The organism is Pseudomonas sp. R1-43-08 (assembly GCF_003852255.1).
In the GTDB taxonomy this organism is placed as follows: domain Bacteria; phylum Pseudomonadota; class Gammaproteobacteria; order Pseudomonadales; family Pseudomonadaceae; genus Aquipseudomonas.
Map to the genome: position 1 here is coordinate 4,971,102 of NZ_CP027734.1, position 17,567 is coordinate 4,988,668.

Genomic DNA, 17,567 nt, shown 5'->3' on the forward strand with positions numbered 1-17,567 from the left:
CACCGGGCTCCTTCAGAGGGTCTGTTAGGAACTGACGGGTTTGAGCCGTGATCGTTCCCCTGATTCAACCACCTGCTTCCTCCCTTCGGACGCTCGACCGTTTGTAGGAATGTGGAAACTTTCGGTCAAAACTCACAGTCATCCCAACACGCAGGGCAATCGACCCTACCTCAATGGGAGTAAGCATGGCGGCGATTCATATCGGCATTTCCGGCTGGCGCTACACGCCCTGGCGGGGCGATTTCTACCCCGAAGGCTTGACCCAGAAACGCGAGTTGCAGTTTGCGTCACGCGCCGTCAACGGCATCGAAATCAACGGTTCGTTCTATGCGCTGCAAACGCCCAAGCGCTACGCCGAATGGTATGCCGACACGCCTGAAGGCTTCCTGTTCAGCGTCAAGGCCCCGCGCTATATCACGCACATCCTGCGCCTGCGGGATGTGCACAAGCCCATGGCGAATTTCTTCGCCTCCGGGATACTGGAGTTAAAAGAAAAGCTTGGGCCGATCCTTTGGCAGTTCCCGCCCAGCTTCAAGTTCGACCCGCCTCTGTTCGAAGCCTTCCTCGCCGAACTGCCCACCGACACCCAGCAGGCGGCCGCCCTCGCCCATCAGCATGAGCCACGCCTGAATGGCAAGGCGAGCATGAAGGCCTACGGCAAGCGCCCTATGCGCCATGCCGTGGAAATTCGTCACGCAAGTTTTGCGGTGCCTGAGTTCGTGCAGTTGTTGGATAAGTACGGCGTGGCCCTGGTGGTGGCGGACACCGCCGGCAAGTGGCCGTATGCCGAAGACGTTACCGCCAACTTCATGTACCTGCGTTTGCATGGCGACAAACAGTTGTACGCCAGCGGCTATACCGACGAAGCCCTCAAGCGCTGGGGCGACCGCATCGAGCGCTGGCGTCACGGCAAACAGCCCACGGATGCGCATTTGATTGATCCGAAACACAAGCCACGCGCCCGCAAACAGCGCGACGTATTCTGCTTTTTCGACAACGACATCAAGGTGCGCGCACCGTACGATGCCCGCCAATTGCTGCAGCGCTTCGGGCTGGATAAACAGCTGCTGACCGAGCCCGGACGACTGCCCGAGCCGGGGGTGCTGGCATGACCCAGCCTGAGTTGATCCCCACCACGCCCACCACCGCCATCACGCGCTTTACCGTGCTGACGGTCAATATTCACAAGGGCTTCACCGCCTTGAATCGACGCTTCATCCTGCCCGAACTGCGCGAAGCGGTGCGCAGCGTCGGCGCGGACATGGTGTTCCTCCAGGAAATCCACGGCACCCACGAGCGCCATCCCCAGCGCTACAGCGACTGGCCAAAAATGCCGCAGTACGAGTTCCTCGCCGACAGCATCTGGCCGCAGTTCGCCTACGGGCGCAACGCGGTCTACCCCCACGGCGACCACGGCAACGCGTTGCTGTCGAAATTCCAGATCATCCGTCACGACAACCTCGACATCTCCCAAAGCGGCCATGAAAACCGTGGCCTGCTGCATTGCGTCCTGCGCCTGCCGGGCAGCGGGCAGCAGGTGCATGCGATCTGCATCCATCTGGGCTTGCGTGAGGTGCATCGCCAGCAGCAATTGCGCTTGCTGGAACAGCGCATCAGCGAGATTCCGGCTGACGCGCCGCTGGTGGTCGCCGGCGATTTCAACGACTGGCGCCAGCGCGCCGACCTCAGCCAAAGCGGCCTCAAGGAGGTCTTCGCCGAAACCCTGGGCAAACCTGCGCGCACGTTTCCGGCGCGCCTGCCGCTGTTGCCGCTGGACCGCATTTACGTGCGCAATCTGACTGTGCATAACCCCCGCGTGCTGACCACGCGCCCCTGGTCGCACCTCTCGGACCATGTGCCGCTGTCGGTGGAGATTGAGCTATGAACGTTGCTGTAGAACATATCGCCACTGATCAACCGCCGGATGACGCCAAGGCGCGTGACCTGGATTACGGCTGGCAGAGTGGCAATCAAATCGAACTGCTGGAGAATGGCGAGGCCTACTTCCCCAAGGTGTTCGAGGCCATGCGCGCGGCGCAGCGCGAGATTCTGCTGGAGACGTTTATCCTCTTCGAAGACAAGGTCGGCTTTGAGCTCAAAGACATCTTGATCGAGGCGGCGCAGCGCGGGGTAAAGGTGGTTGCCAGCCTTGATGGCTTTGGTTGCGGCGAATTGAGTGTTTCGTTTTTGCGCGAGCTGGCCGAGGCCGGGGTGGCGGTGCAGATGTTCGATCCGGCCTCGAAAACGCTAGGCATTCGCACCAACTGGTTTCGCCGCCTGCACCGCAAAATAGTGGTGGTGGATGCCGCTGTGGCCTTCATCGGCGGCATCAACTTTTCCGCCGACCACCTGGGCGACTTCGGCCCTGAAGCCAAGCAGGATTATGCGGTGCAAATCGTCGGCCCGGCGGTAGCCGACCTGCACCACTTCGCCCTGGCGCAAAGTGGTCGTCAGGTGCGCACACGGCGTGGCTGGCGGCGGCGCCCGCAACGCCCTGCGCCGTGGGCCACGTCTGAGGAAGACGGCCTGGTGCGCTTGATTTATCGCGACAACGTGCAGCATCGCGATGACATCGAAGAAGCCTATATCCACGCCCTGAGCAAAGCCCGTACACGCGCCGTGATCGCCAACGCGTATTTCTTCCCCGGCTACCGCCTGCTGCGCGAAATCCGCAACGCCGCGCGCCGTGGCGTACACGTCCAACTGATCATGCAGGGCCAGCCGGATGTGCTGCTCGCCAAGCTGGCGGCGCGCATGCTCTATGACTATCTGCTCAAGGATGGCGTGGTGATTCATGAATACTGCCAGCGCCCGCTGCACGGCAAGGTCGCCTTGGTGGACGATGACTGGAGCACCGTGGGCTCAAGCAACCTGGACCCGTTGAGCCTGGCACTGAACCTGGAAGCCAATGTGCTGATTCGGGATCGCGCGTTCAATCAGCAGTTGTACGAAAGCCTCGAAGCGCTGGCCAGAAACCACTGCCGGACCATGCCGGAAAAACGCAAACCACGCTTGTGGTTGTGGCGCCTGACTGTGGGTTTCCTGGTGTTTCATGTGATGCGCCACTTCCCGGTCCTGACCGGCTGGCTGCCAGCGCACAAGCCGCGTTTAAAACCCATCGAGAGTCCGGCCCATGACGTCTGAAAAACACGGCTCACGGTTCCAGCGCTGGAAGAAACCCCTGACCATTGCATTCTTCCTGCTGCTGATCGTGCTGTTCACCCTGCTTGCCCGGCGCATCGACTGGAGCGAAGTGCTGCAGACCCTGAGCGAATTCAAAGTGCGCACCTTGCTGATCGCCAGCGCGCTCACCGTGTGCAGCTTTATCGTCTACGCCTGCTTTGACCTGATCGGCCGCACCTACATTCGCCAGCCGTTGCGCTGGAAGCAGATCCTGCCGGTGGGGATCATCAGTTACGCGTTCAACCTCAACCTGAGTGCATGGGTGGGTGGCATCGCGATGCGTTATCGCCTGTACTCGCGGCTGGGGGTGAGCACCAGCAATATCGCCAAGATCCTGGGGCTGAGCCTGGCGACCAACTGGTTCGGCTATATGGCGATCTCGGGGGTGATTTTCAGCAGCGGCCTGGTCACCATGCCGCCGGGCTGGAAGGTCAGCACCACGGCCTTGCAAGGCATCGGCGCACTGCTGGTGCTGGCCAGCCTGGGCTACCTGGCCGCCTGCCGGTTTTCGAAAAAACGCGCGTGGACGATTCGCGGCATGGAAATCAACCTGCCGTCGCTGCGCATGGCGTGTTTGCAATTGATGCTGGGCGCGTTGAACTGGTCGCTGATGGCGGCGGTGATTTTCACACTGTTGCCGTCGAAACTGGACTATCCGCTGGTGTTGGGAGTGCTGCTGATCAGCGCGATTGCCGGGGTGCTCACGCATATTCCGGCGGGGCTTGGCGTGCTCGAAGCGGTGTTTATCGGCTTGCTGCAGCATGAGGCGTCACGCGGGAGTTTGCTGGCCGGGTTGATTGCTTATCGAGCGATCTATTTTATCTGCCCGCTGCTGATCGCGCTGGTGATGTATCTGGGTGTGGAAGCGAAGGCCAAGGCGTTACGGGTCAAGAAGACAGCTTGATACCTGTGATGATCGTCCCCACGCTCCGTGTGGGCACGCAGCCCGTGACGCTCTGCGTCATCTGCGGGACGCGGAGCGTCCCAGGAGGCATTCCCACGCGGAGCGTGGGAGCGATCATCGAGCATCGCTATTGCGACTGAATGATGCTCAACCGTTCGCCCACTACCATCTCGGTGATCCAGTCCACCAGGATCGAGGTGTAGGCCTGTTGCGACACCGGGTCGCTCAATGAATGGTCGGCGCCGTCGATGATGCGGTGGGTCAGGGAATGGGTTTGCTGGCACGCCGCGCGGTAACTCATGATGGTGGCGTGGGGCACGTGGTCGTCGGTTTCCGATTCGACAATCAGTACATCGCCGGTAAATTGCGCGCAGGCGTGCAAGGCGCGATTGGTTTCGGCACGCACCAGGGTGCTGCGGTAGTCCATCAGGTCGGCTTTATCCAGGTCACGCTTGGGCTTGAGCCATTCCTGGTCGCGGTACAGCGCCGGCACACGCAACGCCAGCCAGCGCACCGGGCGCAATGAGGTGAGGATGGCGGCCAGGTAGCCGCCGTAGCTGGTGCCCACCACCGCCACCGCCGAAGTGTCGATCGCCGGGTGGGACAGCAGACGGTCATAGGCGGCCAGCAGATCGCGCAGGTTGTCTTCACGGGTCACGCGGGACAGCGGAATCCCCGTGCCGGCGTGACCGCGCAGGTCGAAGGTCAGACACACGCAACCGAGCCCTGCGATGCCTTTGGCCCGTTCCAGGTCGCGCTCCTGGCTACCACCCCAACCGTGCACGAACAACACCCCCGGCACTTTGGATTTGGGGCTCAGGAAGGTCCCGCTCATCTGTTCGTCGTCTATATCGATCGCAATGCTCTCGCTTCTAGCCGTCATAAGCCTCAACCGTTACGTATTTGAGTAGAAAGTCGCTGTTTTCAGCCGGGCCCCGGTACACCTCGATGGCATCCGCCGGCAGCGCTTGGTCCACGTAGGTTTCCACCGAGGCCACACGGATGGCCGTCAGGCTCGGGTTGTTGATAAAGCTCTGCAGCGCCGCGACTTCCGCGCTGCTGGCCCCGCCCATGCGCCAGGACTGCTCGAGCACACCACTGCGGCGCTGGCCGTCGCTGTCCAGGCCCTGGGCGATGTCGTAGTTGCGCCGCGAGGCATAGAAGCCTGGGTAGGCTTCGTCGGCAGCTCTGTCGAAGACCTGCGCTTGCCTGACGGCTTCACGCACATCGTCGGGCAGGTCCAGCGTGAGCAGGTCGTCGTAGCCACCGGGCACCACCAGCAGTTGGGAGCCGCCATAAACGTCCTCGCCCTGCCCGTCCCGGGTCAGGTATTGCTCGCCGCAGTAGCTCAGCACCTGATCGCCAATAAAGCTCTGGCCTACACTGTGAGTGACCACGTCGTGCAGGTCTTGTTCCAGCACCACGCCGTCATCGAATATCCCGGCAGCCTCAGGACGCGACAACAGGGCGTCGAATTCGTCGAGGCTGCGGATGACTTGCTGGCCGCGCCCAGCGCAGGCGTTCACCGGTTTCAAGCGAATCGGCCCGCTGTAGAGCAAGCGCGTGGCGGCCGGCCGTGCATCCTCCACGGCGAAAACACTCAAGCCATCGAGCACCACGTCGCGCACCCGCTCACTGAACAACGGCGACCAGCCCTCCGGCGCCTTGGCTTCAGGGCTCAACAGGCCATGACTGATGGCTTTGGTGCAGATGAACCCGTGATCGACATAACCGCCCCACAGGTCTTGCGGGCCTTTGATATTGAGCGCGCGGGCTTGGGCCGCCCCCACCAGAGTTTGTGTGGGAAGCAGGTACAGGTCGCGGCCGGCATGCTTCTGTGGATCGTAGCTGCCGCCGAACTTGAGCCCCAGTATCTGCGCCAGCCAGCGCGCCAGGGCGCGATTGGTGTCGACTTCATGCTGGGGTGCACCAGCGCGTGTCGAGTGAGCGACTACCCATTTTTTCGGTGAAATTGGGGTCATGCATCCCCCTTGGCATTCGGCCATGTGTTTAGGGGAAGCGTAGCAGGGATCAGGCCAATATCTGGCTGAGGAGGATCGTTTGAAAATCAATCAGTTGGGGCAAACGCAATAGCAGTTAGCCTGCGTCATTCTGCACGACGCTGCTGCGGGTACGCGGCGTTCTGCACGATTCACATGAATCGCACCCGATATCCGGCGACGGGGCCAGCTAAGATACTGGGCCTATCAACCCATCACGAGGCAATCCACATGGCCAAGCAAGCACTCATCCTGATCGATATCCAGAACGACTACTTCCCCCAGGGCAAGTGGCCGCTTGATGGTGTGGAGGCCGCCGCAGACAACGCTGCGCGAGTGCTGCAGGTCTTTCGTCAGGCCGGGGATGCCGTGATTCATGTTCGTCACGAGTTCGAAGGCGATGACGCGCCGTTCTTCACGCCGGGCTCAGAAGGTGCCCATTTGCATGCCAAAGTGCTGAATCAGGGCAATGAGCCGGTGGTGCTCAAGCATTTTGTGAATGCTTTTCGCCAGACCAACCTGCGCGAGTTGCTGGAACAGCGCAGCATCACCGACGTAGTTGTGGTCGGCAGCATGAGCCATATGTGCATCGATGCGGTGGCGCGGGCAGCAGCGGACTTGGGCTACAAGGTCACGGTGATTCACGATGCGTGCGCGACCCGCGACCAGGAGTTCAATGGGCAGGTGATTCCCGCCGCGCAAGTGCATGGCGCATACATGGCGTCGCTGGCCTTCGGGTATGCGGGCGTGGTGTCGACAAATGACTATCTGAAGGCCCAAGCGGCGGTGGCTTGACCGCCGCTGAGTAACCTCAGCGCGTGGCGATGATGAACAGGCGCGGGAATGGCAGCAACACGGTGCCGTCGCTCAGGGCTGGGTAAGCCTGGCTAATCCGCGCCTGGTACTCCTGCAGGAACGCAGCTTGTTCGCCATCATTCAGGGGGGCCAGGAAGGGTCGCAGCCCTGAAGCCTTGAACCACTCCACCACGGCCGCGTGGTCCACCAGCGGGTGGTGGTAGGTGGTGCGCCATACGTCGACGGTAGTGCAGTACCGACTCAGCAGCTCGTAGTAATAGCTCGCCGAATGCCGCTCGTTATGCCTGACCGCGCCGATCTTTGCAGCCCATGGCCCGTGCGCCGCGACTTCGCGGGCGAGCCGGTGGGCAGGCTCGTCGAGGTTGTCCGGCGTCTGTATCGCCAGCGTGCCGCCGGGTGTCAGTTGGTGGACTAGGTGGGGGTACAGCGTGGCGTGGTCAGGCAACCATTGCAGGGAAGCATTGGCGAGAATCACGTCGAACTGCTGCGCCGGGGTCCAGGCGCCGATATCCGCCAATTCGAAGCTGAGCGTCGGCAAGCGTTTGCGCGCGTCGATCAACATGTCGTCGGAGCTGTCCATGCCGGTGATGTGCGCATGGGGAAAGCGCTCGGCCAGCACCTGGGTGGAATTGCCGGGGCCACAGCCCAAATCGACGGCTGTGCCCACGTCGGTATTGGGAATCGCCGCCACCAGGTCGCGGACGGGGCGCGTGCGCTGCTGCTCGAACATCGTGTATTGCTTGGCGGACCAGGTCATCACAGTTCTCCTTCGTTGGCGGTTAAGCATGCCCCATAAAAAACCCCCGATGCCAGGGGCTATCGGGGGTTTTTGGGGTTCTGGGTCTCAGACTTCAGAACGGGATATCGTCATCAAAGCTGTCGAAATCCGGAGCTGGCTGCGGCGCGGCCTGTTGTGGCGCTGGGCGCGACTCACGCTGCGGCTGCTGGCTTGGCTGCGGACGCGATTGCTGAGGACGCGGTGCCGAGTTGGACATGCCGCCCTGGCCCTGTTGGTCGCCCTGTGGACGGCCGCCCAGCAGTTGCATGGTGCCTTGCATGTCGACCACGATTTCGGTGGTGTAACGCTTGATGCCGTCTTTTTCCCACTCGCGGGTCTGCAGTTTACCTTCGATGTATACCTGCGAACCTTTGCGCAGGTACTCACCGGCGATCTCGGCAACCTTGCCGAACATCGACACACGGTGCCATTCGGTTTTCTCGACCTTCTGGCCAGTCTGCTTGTCGGTCCACTGTTCGCTGGTCGCCAGACTCAGGTTGGTCACGGCGTTACCGTTCGGCAGGTAGCGAACTTCGGGATCCTGGCCGCATGTACCGACCAATATGACTTTGTTAACCCCACGGGCCATAACGTTCTCCTAGGCTGGGCGCGCTGTCGGCACTGGGTTGACCAGTTGCTCGAGCGTCGCGCGATCCAATAATTCGGTGTCCAATTTGATGTAAATCGCAGCTTCTTCCGCGATCACTACTGCATCCGTTACTCCAACGACGGCCTTGAGGCGCTCGGCCAGGCCAGCTTCGCGCATCGCTTCAGGCGATAACGGCAGGCGCAGGCTCGTCACATACGGAGGTTCGCGCATGGTAACAGCAAAGGCCAGCCAAAGTGCAGCCAGCCCGGCGCATCCGAGGAACACAACCGACAAACCGCCATGCTGGAACATCCAGCCGCCCATGATCCCACCCAGCGCCGAACCGAGGAACTGGCTGGTGGAATACACGCCCATCGCCGTGCCCTTGCCGCCGGCCGGTGAAACCTTGCTGATCAGCGAAGGCAATGACGCCTCCAGCAGGTTGAACGCAGTGAAGAACACCACCGTACCGATCACCAGCGCCCGCAGGCTGTCGCCGAACTGCCAGAAGAATAGTTCAGTGAGCATCAATGTCGCGACGGCGCCGAGTAAAACTCGTTTCATTTTGCGTTTCTTCTCGCCGTAGATGATGAACGGGATCATGGCGAAGAACGAAACCAACAGCGCGGTCAGGTAGACCCACCAGTGCTGCTCCTTGGGCAACCCGGCTTTTTGCACCAGGGCCAGGGGCAAGGCGACGAAGCTGCACATCAGCATTGCGTGCAACACAAAGATACCTAAATCCAGGCGCAGCAGGTCCGGATGCTTGAGGGTCGGCAACAGCGCCTGGCGCGCGACGCCGGATTCACGGTGCTGCAGCGTGCCGGTAGAGCGCGGCACCATAAAGGCCACGATCACGATACCGAACAACGCCATGCCGCCGGTGGCAAGAAACAACCCATGCAGGCCGAAGGCGCGCGTCAGCAGCGGGCCGACCACCATTGCCACGGCAAACGACAAACCGATGGTCATGCCGATCATGGCCATGGCCTTGGTGCGATGCTGTTCGCGGGTCAGGTCCGACAGCAGCGCCATTACCGCGGCGGAAATCGCCCCGGCGCCCTGCAGGATACGTCCGGCGATCACGCCCCAGATCGAATCGGACTGCGCCGCGAGCACACTGCCGAGGGCGAACACGATCAGCCCCAGGTAAATCACCGGGCGCCGGCCGATACGGTCGGAAATGATGCCGAACGGAATCTGGAAGATCGCCTGGGTCAGGCCATAGGCGCCGATCGCCAGGCCGATTAATGCGGGGGTCGCGCCGGCGAGATCCATTCCATAGGTCGCCAGCACCGGCAACACCATGAACATGCCCAGCATACGGAAGGCGAACACCAGGGCCAGACCGCTTGCCGCTCGGGTCTCGCCGCTACTCATGCGTTCGCTATGGGGATCGTGCATGGAAAAACCTCGTGTGAACCGGCGGCGATTCTACCAGTCCCATCGATTGAGGGGGTATATGCGGCGCTTTGCCGCGCAGCTTTCATGTAAGGCTGCAAGCGGCCTTTTGACAGTGTATATTCATCCAGTCTTTAGCCGTATACTCCGGCATTATTTACGCCCGCCGTGCGAGGCCATCTTGGACAAGATCCTGATTCGTGGGGCTAGAACCCACAACCTGAAGAACATCGACCTGACCCTGCCCCGGGACAAATTGATCGTTATCACCGGCCTGTCCGGCTCGGGCAAATCGTCCCTGGCGTTCGACACGCTGTACGCCGAAGGCCAGCGGCGCTATGTGGAATCGCTGTCGGCCTATGCCCGGCAGTTCCTGTCAATGATGGAAAAGCCCGACGTCGACACCATCGAAGGGTTGTCGCCGGCCATTTCCATCGAGCAGAAGTCGACGTCCCATAACCCGCGCTCCACCGTAGGCACCATTACCGAAATCTACGATTACCTGCGTCTGCTGTATGCACGGGTGGGTATTCCCCGCTGCCCGGACCACGATATTCCGCTGGAAGCCCAGACCGTCAGCCAGATGGTCGACCTGGTCCTGACCCAGCCGGAAGGTGCCAAGCTGATGCTGCTGGCGCCCGTCATCCGCGAGCGCAAGGGTGAGCACCTGTCGGTCTTTGAAGAGCTGCGGGCGCAAGGTTTCGTGCGCGCCCGCATCAACGGCAAGCTGTATGAGCTGGATGAAGCGCCGAAGCTCGACAAGCAGAAGAAGCACTCCATTGACGTGGTAGTCGACCGCTTCAAGGTACGTGCCGATCTGCAGCAGCGCCTGGCGGAGTCGTTCGAGACCGCGCTGAAGCTGGCAGACGGTATTGCCCTGGTGGCACCGATGGACGACGAGCCGGGCGAAGAAGTCATCTTCTCTGCGCGCTTTGCCTGCCCGATCTGCGGCCACGCCATCAGCGAGCTGGAACCCAAGCTGTTTTCCTTCAACAACCCGGCCGGCGCCTGCCCGACCTGCGATGGCCTGGGCGTTAAGCAGTTCTTCGACATCAAGCGCCTGGTCAATGGCGAACTGACCCTGGCCGAGGGAGCGATACGCGGCTGGGACAGGCGCAACGTCTATTACTTCCAGATGCTGGGGTCGTTGGCGTCCCACTATAAGTTCAGCCTGGAGGTGCCGTTCAACCAATTGCCGGCTGACCAGCAGAAGGTCATCCTCAATGGCAGTGGTTCGCAGAATGTCGACTTCAAATACCTGAACGACCGGGGCGATATCGTCAAACGTTCGCACCCGTTCGAAGGCATCGTGCCAAACCTGGAACGTCGCTATCGCGAGACCGAGTCGGCGAGCGTACGTGAAGAACTGGCCAAATTCCTCAGCACCCAGCCTTGCCCTGATTGCCGCGGCACTCGCCTGCGCCGCGAAGCGCGGCATGTGTGGGTTGGCGAGAAGACCTTGCCGGCGGTGACCAACCTGCCAATCGGCGATGCCTGTGAATACTTTGGCGTGCTCAAACTGACCGGCCGCCGTGGGGAGATTGCCGACAAGATCCTCAAGGAAATTCGCGAGCGTCTGCAGTTCCTGGTCAACGTTGGCCTGGACTATCTGTCGCTGGATCGCAGTGCCGATACCTTGTCGGGTGGCGAGGCCCAGCGGATTCGCCTGGCCAGCCAGATCGGCGCGGGGCTGGTGGGGGTGCTGTACATCCTCGACGAGCCGTCGATTGGCTTGCACCAACGTGACAATGATCGCCTGCTGGGCACGCTGAAACACCTGCGGGATATCGGCAACACGGTGATTGTGGTCGAGCACGATGAGGACGCTATTCGCCTGGCGGATTACGTCGTCGATATCGGACCGGGGGCTGGCATACATGGCGGGCATATTGTCGCCGAAGGCACACCTGCCGAAGTGATGGCTCACCCGGACTCCCTGACCGGTAAATACCTGTCTGGCCGGGTCAAAATTCAAGTGCCGGCCAAACGTACCCCGCGCAACAAGAAGATGGCCTTGCACCTCAAGGGTGCCCGTGGCAACAACTTGCGCAATGTGGACCTGGAAATTCCCCTGGGCCTGCTGACCTGTGTGACCGGTGTTTCCGGTTCGGGCAAGTCGACGCTGATCAACAACACGCTGTTCCCGTTGAGTGCCACCGCCCTGAACGGCGCCACTACCCTGGAAGCGGCGGCCCACGACAGCATCAAGGGCCTGGAACACCTGGACAAGGTGGTCGATATCGACCAGAGCCCGATTGGCCGTACGCCGCGTTCCAACCCAGCGACGTATACCGGGCTGTTCACGCCGATTCGCGAGCTGTTTGCCGGCGTCCCGGAATCGCGCTCGCGGGTTATGGGCCAGGCCGCTTCTCGTTCAACGTCAAGGGCGGTCGCTGTGAAGCCTGCCAAGGCGACGGTCTGATCAAGGTAGAGATGCACTTCCTGCCGGATATCTACGTACCGTGCGACGTGTGCAAGAGCAAACGCTATAACCGCGAAACCCTGGAAATCAAATACAAGGGCAAGAACATCCACGAAACCCTGGAGATGACCATCGAGGAAGCTCGGGTGTTCTTCGATGCGGTTCCGGCGCTGGCGCGCAAGCTGCAGACGTTGATGGATGTTGGCCTGTCTTATATCAAGCTGGGGCAGTCGGCGACCACGCTATCGGGTGGTGAAGCGCAGCGGGTGAAGTTGTCCCGTGAGTTGTCCAAACGGGATACTGGCAAAACCCTGTATATCCTTGATGAACCCACTACGGGCCTGCACTTTGCCGATATCCAGCAACTGCTGGACGTGCTGCACCGCTTGCGCGATCACGGCAACACAGTGGTAGTGATCGAGCACAACCTGGACGTGATCAAGACGGCAGACTGGCTGGTAGACCTAGGACCGGAGGGCGGTTCCAAGGGCGGTCAGATCATTGCGGTCGGTACACCGGAGCAAGTCTCCGAAATGTCACAGTCCCACACTGGCTACTACCTGAAGCCGCTGCTGGAGCGTGACCGGGCCTGATTTATCGGGCCCAATACAAAGCCCCTGTCACCTCATCGGTGGCAGGGGCTTTTTTGCAGCCGGAATCAGAACTGCGATTGCAGGTAATTTTCCAGGCCGATCAGCTTGATCAGACCCAACTGCTTTTCCAGCCAGTAGGTGTGATCTTCTTCGGTGTCATTCAACTGCACTCGCAGAATTTCACGAGTGACATAGTCGTTGTGCTGCTCGCAGAGCTCGATGCCCTTGCAGAGCGCGGCCCGCACCTTGTACTCAAGGCGAAGATCGGCTGCGAGCATGTCAGGCACCGTAGTGCCCACATCCAAGTCGTCGGGGCGCATACGTGGCGTACCTTCGAGCATCAAGATACGGCGCATCAGTGCGTCAGCGTGCTGCGCCTCTTCTTCCATCTCGTGATTGATACGTTCGTAGAGCTCGGTAAAGCCCCAGTCTTCGTACATGCGCGAATGGATGAAATATTGGTCACGAGCTGCCAGTTCGCCCGTCAGCAACGTGTTGAGGTAATCGATTACGTCGGGGTGACCTTGCATCGCCCTACATCTCCCTGCTTGAAAGTCTGTAGTTTGAACCATGATGACTTGAAGGTCACGGGATCAACGGCAGAAAAGCGAAGATTTCCGGAGAAAAGTAGCTGAAATAACGCAAAAACCGCCCAAATGAGGGCAGTTCTGCTTATCGTTTAGAGTCAGTTAAGCGATACACCCAGTGCCTTTGCGATTGCTTCTCCATAAGCGGGGTCCGCCTTATAGAAATGCTGCAGCTGGCGCTGGACCACATCACTTGAAACGCCGCCCATCGCACCGGCGATGTTGCTGGTAAGCAGCGCTTTCTGCTCGTCGCTCATCAAGCGGAACAGCGCGCCGGCGTGGCTGTAGTAATCGGTATCTTCGCGATGATCGTAACGATCTGCTGCACCGCTCAAGGCCAGTGCAGGCTCCGCGTAGTGTGGCGCCTGCTTTGGCGCATCAGCGTAGCTGTTTGGCTCGTAGTTGGGCGCTGCGCCACCGTTGCTGCCAAAGGCCATCGAACCGTCACGCTGATAGCTATTGACGGGGTTACGTGGGGCGTTCACCGGCAGCTGCTGGTGATTGGTGCCAACGCGGTACCGATGAGCATCTGCGTAGGCAAAGACGCGGCCTTGCAGCATACGGTCTGGCGACAGGCCAACGCCCGGAACCATATTGCTTGGGCCGAACGCGGCTTGTTCCACTTCAGCGAAATAGTTCTGCGGGTTGCGGTTGAGTTCCAGCTCACCCACCTCGATCAGGGGGAACTCCTTCTGCGACCAGGTCTTGGTTACATCAAATGGGTTTTCGTAATGAGCATTGGCCTGGGCCTCGGTCATGACTTGGATGCAGACGCGCCATTTCGGGAAGTCACCGCGCTCGATTGCGCCGAGCAGATCGCGCTGGGCGTAGTCTGGATCGGTGCCCGCCAGGCGCGCAGCTTCAGCCGGTGCCAGGTTCTTGATGCCTTGCTTGGTCTTGTAGTGCCACTTCACCCAGTGGCGCTCGCCCTTGGCGTTAATCAGGCTGTAGGTGTGACTGCCGAAGCCGTGCATGTGGCGGTAGCCGTCCGGGATGCCACGGTCCGAAAACAAGATGGTGACCTGGTGCAGCGCCTCTGGGGAGTGCGACCAGAAATCCCACATCATCTGCGCGCTTTTCAGGTTGCTTTGCGGCAAGCGCTTTTGGGTATGGATGAAATCGGGGAATTTCAGCGGGTCGCGGATGAAGAACACAGGCGTGTTGTTGCCAACGATGTCCCAGTTGCCTTCCTCGGTGTAGAACTTCAAGGCGAAACCGCGTGGGTCGCGTTCAGTGTCAGCCGAACCGCGCTCGCCACCCACAGTGGAGAACCGCAGGAAGGTCGGCGTTTGCTTACCTACTGACTCGAACAGCTTGGCGCTGGTGTATTGAGTAATGTCTTGGGTAACGGTGAACGTACCGTAGGCGCCCGAACCTTTGGCGTGTACACGGCGCTCCGGAATATTTTCACGATTGAAGTGAGCGAGCTTCTCGATCAGGTGAAAGTCGTCGAGCAGCAGTGGGCCACGGGGGCCGGCGGAACGGGAATTCTGATTATCCGCAACGGGAGCTCCGCTTGCGGTGGTAAGGATTTTATTCTGGCTCATGCGCAATCTTCCTCAGGTCGGAATTGAAACTGCCGGCTAATCGGCTTGGAGGGAGTATTGATCAACGGCATGACACCCACAAATTTATTAAATTGCGGACTTCAATAGAAAATTACTACCAACCAAGGCAATACGCATAGTGCCCCTTGCTCCATAGGGAAACTTGTACATATCGCGCTTTTGTTACGCGCACAAAAAACCGGGCGCTAGGCCCGGTTCTTCGTTACAGACTCGTCTTACTCGGCGCTTACAGCTTCGCCGGCAGTAGCACGATCAACCAACTCGACGTACGCCATAGGCGCGTTGTCGCCAGTGCGGAAACCGCACTTGAGGATGCGCAGGTAGCCACCCTCACGGGTAGCGTAACGCTTGCCCAGGTCGTTGAAGAGCTTACCAACGATAGCTTTCGAACGAGTACGGTCGAAAGCCAGACGGCGGTTAGCCAGGCTGTCTGTCTTGGCCAAAGTGATCAGCGGCTCAGCAACGCGACGCAGTTCTTTAGCTTTCGGCAGTGTAGTTTTGATCAGCTCGTGCTCGAACAGCGACACCGCCATGTTTTGGAACATGGCCTTGCGGTGCGAGCTGGTACGGCTCAGGTGACGACCACTTTTACGATGACGCATGGTTCATTCCTTACCAAACTCACGTTCGGTGATTACGACGATCAGGCAGTCGCCTTGTCGTCCTTCTTAAGACTTGCAGGCGGCCAGTTGTCGAGGCGCATGCCGAGGGACAGACCGCGGGAGGCCAGAACGTCCTTGATTTCAGTCAAGGATTTCTTGCCCAGGTTCGGAGTCTTCAACAGTTCTACTTCGGTACGCTGAATCAGATCACCGATGTAGTAAATGTTTTCCGCCTTAAGGCAGTTAGCCGAACGTACAGTCAGTTCCAGATCGTCAACCGGGCGAAGCAGGATCGGATCGATCTCGTCTTCCTGCTCGATTACCACTGGTTCGCTGTCACCTTTGAGGTCGACGAACGCAGCCAACTGCTGTTGCAGAATGGTTGCAGCGCGGCGGATAGCCTCTTCAGGATCCAGGGTACCGTTGGTTTCCAGATCAATAACCAGCTTGTCCAGGTTAGTACGCTGCTCGACACGGGCGTTTTCCACCACGTATGCGATACGGCGAACCGGACTGAACGAAGAGTCAAGCTGCAAGCGACCAATGCTGCGGCTTTCGTCTTCATCGCTCTGACGCGAGTCGGCCGGTTCATAACCACGACCACGAGCTACGGTGAGCTTCATGTTCAGGGCGCCGTTAGACGCCAGGTTAGCGATTACGTGATCGGGGTTAACGATCTCGACATCATGATCCAGCTGAATATCGGCAGCGGTAACCACCCCCGAACCCTTCTTCGACAAGGTCAGCGTAACTTCGTCACGGCCGTGCAGCTTGATAGCCAGACCTTTAAGGTTCAACAGGATTTCAATTACGTCTTCCTGTACACCTTCGATGGCGCTGTACTCGTGGAGCACACCGTCAATCTCGGCCTCGACTACTGCACAGCCGGGCATTGAGGACAACAGGATGCGGCGCAGCGCGTTGCCCAGGGTGTGGCCAAAACCACGCTCGAGAGGCTCGAGCGTAATTTTAGCGCGGGTTGGACTGACAACCTGCACATCAATGTGGCGGGGTGTCAGGAACTCATTTACCGAAATCTGCATGGATGCACCTATTTTCTAGCCCTTACTTGGAGTAGAGCTCGACAATCAGGCTTTCGTTGATGTCGGCGGACAGATCACTGCGAGCAGGAACGTTCTTGAAAACGCCCGACTTCTTCTCAGTGTCTACTTCTACCCATTCTACGCGGCCACGTTGGGCACACAGATCGAGAGCTTGGACAATGCGAAGTTGGTTTTTTGCTTTCTCGCGAACTGCGACCACGTCACCAGCACGAACCTGGTAGGACGGAACGTTTACGGTCTGACCGTTAACGCTGATCGACTTGTGCGATACCAGCTGACGGGATTCGGCACGAGTCGAACCAAAGCCCATACGGTATACAACGTTGTCCAGACGGCATTCGAGCAGTTGCAGCAGGTTTTCACCGGTTGCACCTTTTTTGCCAGCAGCTTCTTTGTAGTAGCCGCTGAACTGACGCTCGAGAACGCCGTAAATACGACGGACCTTCTGCTTTTCACGCAGTTGGGTGCCGTAATCGGACTGGCGACCGCGGCGTTGGCCGTGGATACCAGGTGCTGCTTCAATGTTGCACTTCGATTCGATCGCGCGCACGCCGCTCTTCAAGAAGAGATCGGTGCCTTCGCGACGAGCGAGTTTGCATTTTGGACCAATGTAACGAGCCATTCTTTACAATCTCCTGGATTACACGCGGCGCTTCTTCGGCGGACGGCACCCGTTGTGCGGGATTGGCGTCACGTCGGTGATGCTGGCGATCTTATAGCCACAGCCGTTCAAAGCACGGACAGCAGACTCACGACCTGGACCTGGACCTTTGACGTTAACGTCGAGGTTTTTCAGGCCGTATTCCAGCGCAGCTTGGCCAGCACGTTCAGCAGCTACTTGAGCAGCGAACGGGGTGGACTTGCGGGAACCGCGGAAACCCGAACCACCGGAGGTAGCCCAAGAAAGCGCGTTACCTTGACGGTCGGTGATGGTCACGATTGTGTTGTTAAAAGATGCATGGATGTGGGCGATGCCATCAACCACTGTCTTTTTAACTTTTTTACGAGGACGAGCAGCAGGTTTTGCCATGATAATTTTCCTGTCGATTCGCGTGGGCGA

16 protein-coding genes and 1 pseudogene are annotated in these 17,567 nt (G+C 59.6%); 6 read left to right on the top strand and 11 right to left on the bottom strand.

Annotated features, from left to right (window positions below):
* Window positions 1-185: 185 nt before the first annotated feature.
* The 4 genes from C4J87_RS22820 to C4J87_RS22835 are packed head-to-tail and all read left to right on the top strand — an operon-like array spanning window position 186 to window position 4,087.
* Entirely contained in the window at window positions 186-1,112 is a 927-nt protein-coding gene (locus C4J87_RS22820; RefSeq protein ID WP_124368522.1) for a DUF72 domain-containing protein, read from the top strand.
* Entirely contained in the window at window positions 1,109-1,885 is a 777-nt protein-coding gene (locus tag C4J87_RS22825; protein ID WP_124368523.1) for an endonuclease/exonuclease/phosphatase family protein, read from the top strand. Before C4J87_RS22820 ends, C4J87_RS22825 begins: the two co-directional genes overlap by 4 nt.
* Window positions 1,882-3,144: a cardiolipin synthase ClsB gene (clsB, locus tag C4J87_RS22830; RefSeq protein ID WP_124368524.1), complete on the top strand. Its 1,263-nt coding sequence runs from the start codon at window positions 1,882-1,884 to the stop codon at window positions 3,142-3,144. The genes C4J87_RS22825 and clsB overlap by 4 nt, the downstream gene beginning before the upstream one ends.
* Complete coding sequence (locus C4J87_RS22835; protein WP_124368525.1) at window positions 3,134-4,087, top strand: lysylphosphatidylglycerol synthase domain-containing protein; 954 nt, start codon at window positions 3,134-3,136, stop codon at window positions 4,085-4,087. The genes clsB and C4J87_RS22835 overlap by 11 nt, the downstream gene beginning before the upstream one ends.
* A gap of 127 nt (window positions 4,088-4,214) precedes the next feature.
* Here C4J87_RS22835 and C4J87_RS22840 read toward each other — a convergent pair whose 3' ends face one another.
* Window positions 4,215-4,970 (bottom strand): S9 family peptidase, encoded by a 756-nt coding sequence (locus tag C4J87_RS22840; RefSeq protein ID WP_124364607.1) that lies wholly within the window; start codon window positions 4,968-4,970, stop codon window positions 4,215-4,217.
* Window positions 4,960-6,069: a DUF3182 family protein gene (locus tag C4J87_RS22845; RefSeq protein ID WP_124368526.1), complete on the bottom strand. Its 1,110-nt coding sequence runs from the start codon at window positions 6,067-6,069 to the stop codon at window positions 4,960-4,962. The genes C4J87_RS22840 and C4J87_RS22845 overlap by 11 nt, the downstream gene beginning before the upstream one ends.
* 249 nt (window positions 6,070-6,318) lie before the next feature.
* On the opposite strand from C4J87_RS22845, the gene C4J87_RS22850 reads away from it, so the two are divergent.
* Window positions 6,319-6,882, top strand: a complete 564-nt coding sequence (locus C4J87_RS22850; RefSeq protein WP_124368527.1) for a cysteine hydrolase family protein — start codon at window positions 6,319-6,321, stop codon at window positions 6,880-6,882.
* A gap of 16 nt (window positions 6,883-6,898) precedes the next feature.
* Here the strand turns inward: C4J87_RS22850 and tam are convergent, their stop codons facing one another.
* The 3 genes from tam to C4J87_RS22865 all read right to left on the bottom strand — a co-directional run bounded on the left by tam (window position 6,899) and on the right by C4J87_RS22865 (window position 9,674).
* On the bottom strand, window positions 6,899-7,660 hold the full coding sequence (gene tam / locus C4J87_RS22855; RefSeq protein ID WP_124368528.1) for a trans-aconitate 2-methyltransferase: 762 nt from the start codon (window positions 7,658-7,660) through the stop codon (window positions 6,899-6,901).
* A 94-nt stretch (window positions 7,661-7,754) separates the two neighbouring features.
* Window positions 7,755-8,270, bottom strand: coding sequence for a single-stranded DNA-binding protein (locus tag C4J87_RS22860; RefSeq protein WP_003232445.1), 516 nt, complete (start codon window positions 8,268-8,270; stop codon window positions 7,755-7,757).
* A 9-nt stretch (window positions 8,271-8,279) separates the two neighbouring features.
* Window positions 8,280-9,674: an MFS transporter gene (locus C4J87_RS22865; RefSeq protein ID WP_124364611.1), complete on the bottom strand. Its 1,395-nt coding sequence runs from the start codon at window positions 9,672-9,674 to the stop codon at window positions 8,280-8,282.
* Window positions 9,675-9,852: 178 nt separating this feature from the next.
* On the opposite strand from C4J87_RS22865, the pseudogene uvrA reads away from it, so the two are divergent.
* Window positions 9,853-12,686 (top strand): annotated as a pseudogene (gene uvrA / locus C4J87_RS22870) (excinuclease ABC subunit UvrA).
* A gap of 65 nt (window positions 12,687-12,751) precedes the next feature.
* On the opposite strand, the gene bfr reads toward uvrA, so the two are convergent.
* The 6 genes from bfr to rpsK all read right to left on the bottom strand — a co-directional run bounded on the left by bfr (window position 12,752) and on the right by rpsK (window position 17,537).
* A complete protein-coding gene (gene bfr / locus C4J87_RS22875) occupies window positions 12,752-13,216 on the bottom strand; it encodes a bacterioferritin (RefSeq protein ID WP_003176400.1) in 465 nt (154 codons plus the stop codon).
* A gap of 155 nt (window positions 13,217-13,371) precedes the next feature.
* Window positions 13,372-14,820, bottom strand: a complete 1,449-nt coding sequence (locus tag C4J87_RS22880) for a catalase (RefSeq protein ID WP_124368529.1) — start codon at window positions 14,818-14,820, stop codon at window positions 13,372-13,374.
* 236 nt (window positions 14,821-15,056) lie between these two features.
* On the bottom strand, window positions 15,057-15,443 hold the full coding sequence (gene rplQ, locus C4J87_RS22885) for a 50S ribosomal protein L17 (RefSeq protein WP_007918448.1): 387 nt from the start codon (window positions 15,441-15,443) through the stop codon (window positions 15,057-15,059).
* Between the two features lie 41 nt (window positions 15,444-15,484).
* Window positions 15,485-16,486, bottom strand: a complete 1,002-nt coding sequence (gene rpoA / locus C4J87_RS22890) for a DNA-directed RNA polymerase subunit alpha (RefSeq protein ID WP_003176403.1) — start codon at window positions 16,484-16,486, stop codon at window positions 15,485-15,487.
* Window positions 16,487-16,508: 22 nt separating this feature from the next.
* Window positions 16,509-17,129: a 30S ribosomal protein S4 gene (gene rpsD, locus C4J87_RS22895; protein WP_003176404.1), complete on the bottom strand. Its 621-nt coding sequence runs from the start codon at window positions 17,127-17,129 to the stop codon at window positions 16,509-16,511.
* An 18-nt stretch (window positions 17,130-17,147) separates the two neighbouring features.
* Window positions 17,148-17,537: a 30S ribosomal protein S11 gene (gene rpsK / locus C4J87_RS22900; RefSeq protein ID WP_002555466.1), complete on the bottom strand. Its 390-nt coding sequence runs from the start codon at window positions 17,535-17,537 to the stop codon at window positions 17,148-17,150.
* Window positions 17,538-17,567: the final 30 nt, after the last annotated feature.

Excerpts from the sequence above, each read along its gene's own strand:
- rpsD (WP_003176404.1), bottom strand. The coding sequence starts at position 17,129 with ATGGCTCGTTACATTGGTCCAAAATGCAAACTCGCTCGTCGCGAAGGC.
- bfr (WP_003176400.1), bottom strand. The coding sequence starts at position 13,216 with ATGCAAGGTCACCCCGACGTAATCGATTACCTCAACACGTTGCTGACG.
- C4J87_RS22845 (WP_124368526.1), bottom strand. The coding sequence starts at position 6,069 with ATGACCCCAATTTCACCGAAAAAATGGGTAGTCGCTCACTCGACACGC.
- rpsK (WP_002555466.1), bottom strand. The coding sequence starts at position 17,537 with ATGGCAAAACCTGCTGCTCGTCCTCGTAAAAAAGTTAAAAAGACAGTG.
- rpoA (WP_003176403.1), bottom strand. The coding sequence starts at position 16,486 with ATGCAGATTTCGGTAAATGAGTTCCTGACACCCCGCCACATTGATGTG.
- rplQ (WP_007918448.1), bottom strand. The coding sequence starts at position 15,443 with ATGCGTCATCGTAAAAGTGGTCGTCACCTGAGCCGTACCAGCTCGCAC.
- C4J87_RS22820 (WP_124368522.1), top strand. The coding sequence starts at position 186 with ATGGCGGCGATTCATATCGGCATTTCCGGCTGGCGCTACACGCCCTGG.
- C4J87_RS22850 (WP_124368527.1), top strand. The coding sequence starts at position 6,319 with ATGGCCAAGCAAGCACTCATCCTGATCGATATCCAGAACGACTACTTC.
- C4J87_RS22835 (WP_124368525.1), top strand. The coding sequence starts at position 3,134 with ATGACGTCTGAAAAACACGGCTCACGGTTCCAGCGCTGGAAGAAACCC.
- C4J87_RS22860 (WP_003232445.1), bottom strand. The coding sequence starts at position 8,270 with ATGGCCCGTGGGGTTAACAAAGTCATATTGGTCGGTACATGCGGCCAG.
- C4J87_RS22880 (WP_124368529.1), bottom strand. The coding sequence starts at position 14,820 with ATGAGCCAGAATAAAATCCTTACCACCGCAAGCGGAGCTCCCGTTGCG.
- clsB (WP_124368524.1), top strand. The coding sequence starts at position 1,882 with ATGAACGTTGCTGTAGAACATATCGCCACTGATCAACCGCCGGATGAC.
- C4J87_RS22825 (WP_124368523.1), top strand. The coding sequence starts at position 1,109 with ATGACCCAGCCTGAGTTGATCCCCACCACGCCCACCACCGCCATCACG.
- C4J87_RS22865 (WP_124364611.1), bottom strand. The coding sequence starts at position 9,674 with ATGCACGATCCCCATAGCGAACGCATGAGTAGCGGCGAGACCCGAGCG.
- C4J87_RS22840 (WP_124364607.1), bottom strand. The coding sequence starts at position 4,970 with ATGACGGCTAGAAGCGAGAGCATTGCGATCGATATAGACGACGAACAG.
- tam (WP_124368528.1), bottom strand. The coding sequence starts at position 7,660 with ATGACCTGGTCCGCCAAGCAATACACGATGTTCGAGCAGCAGCGCACG.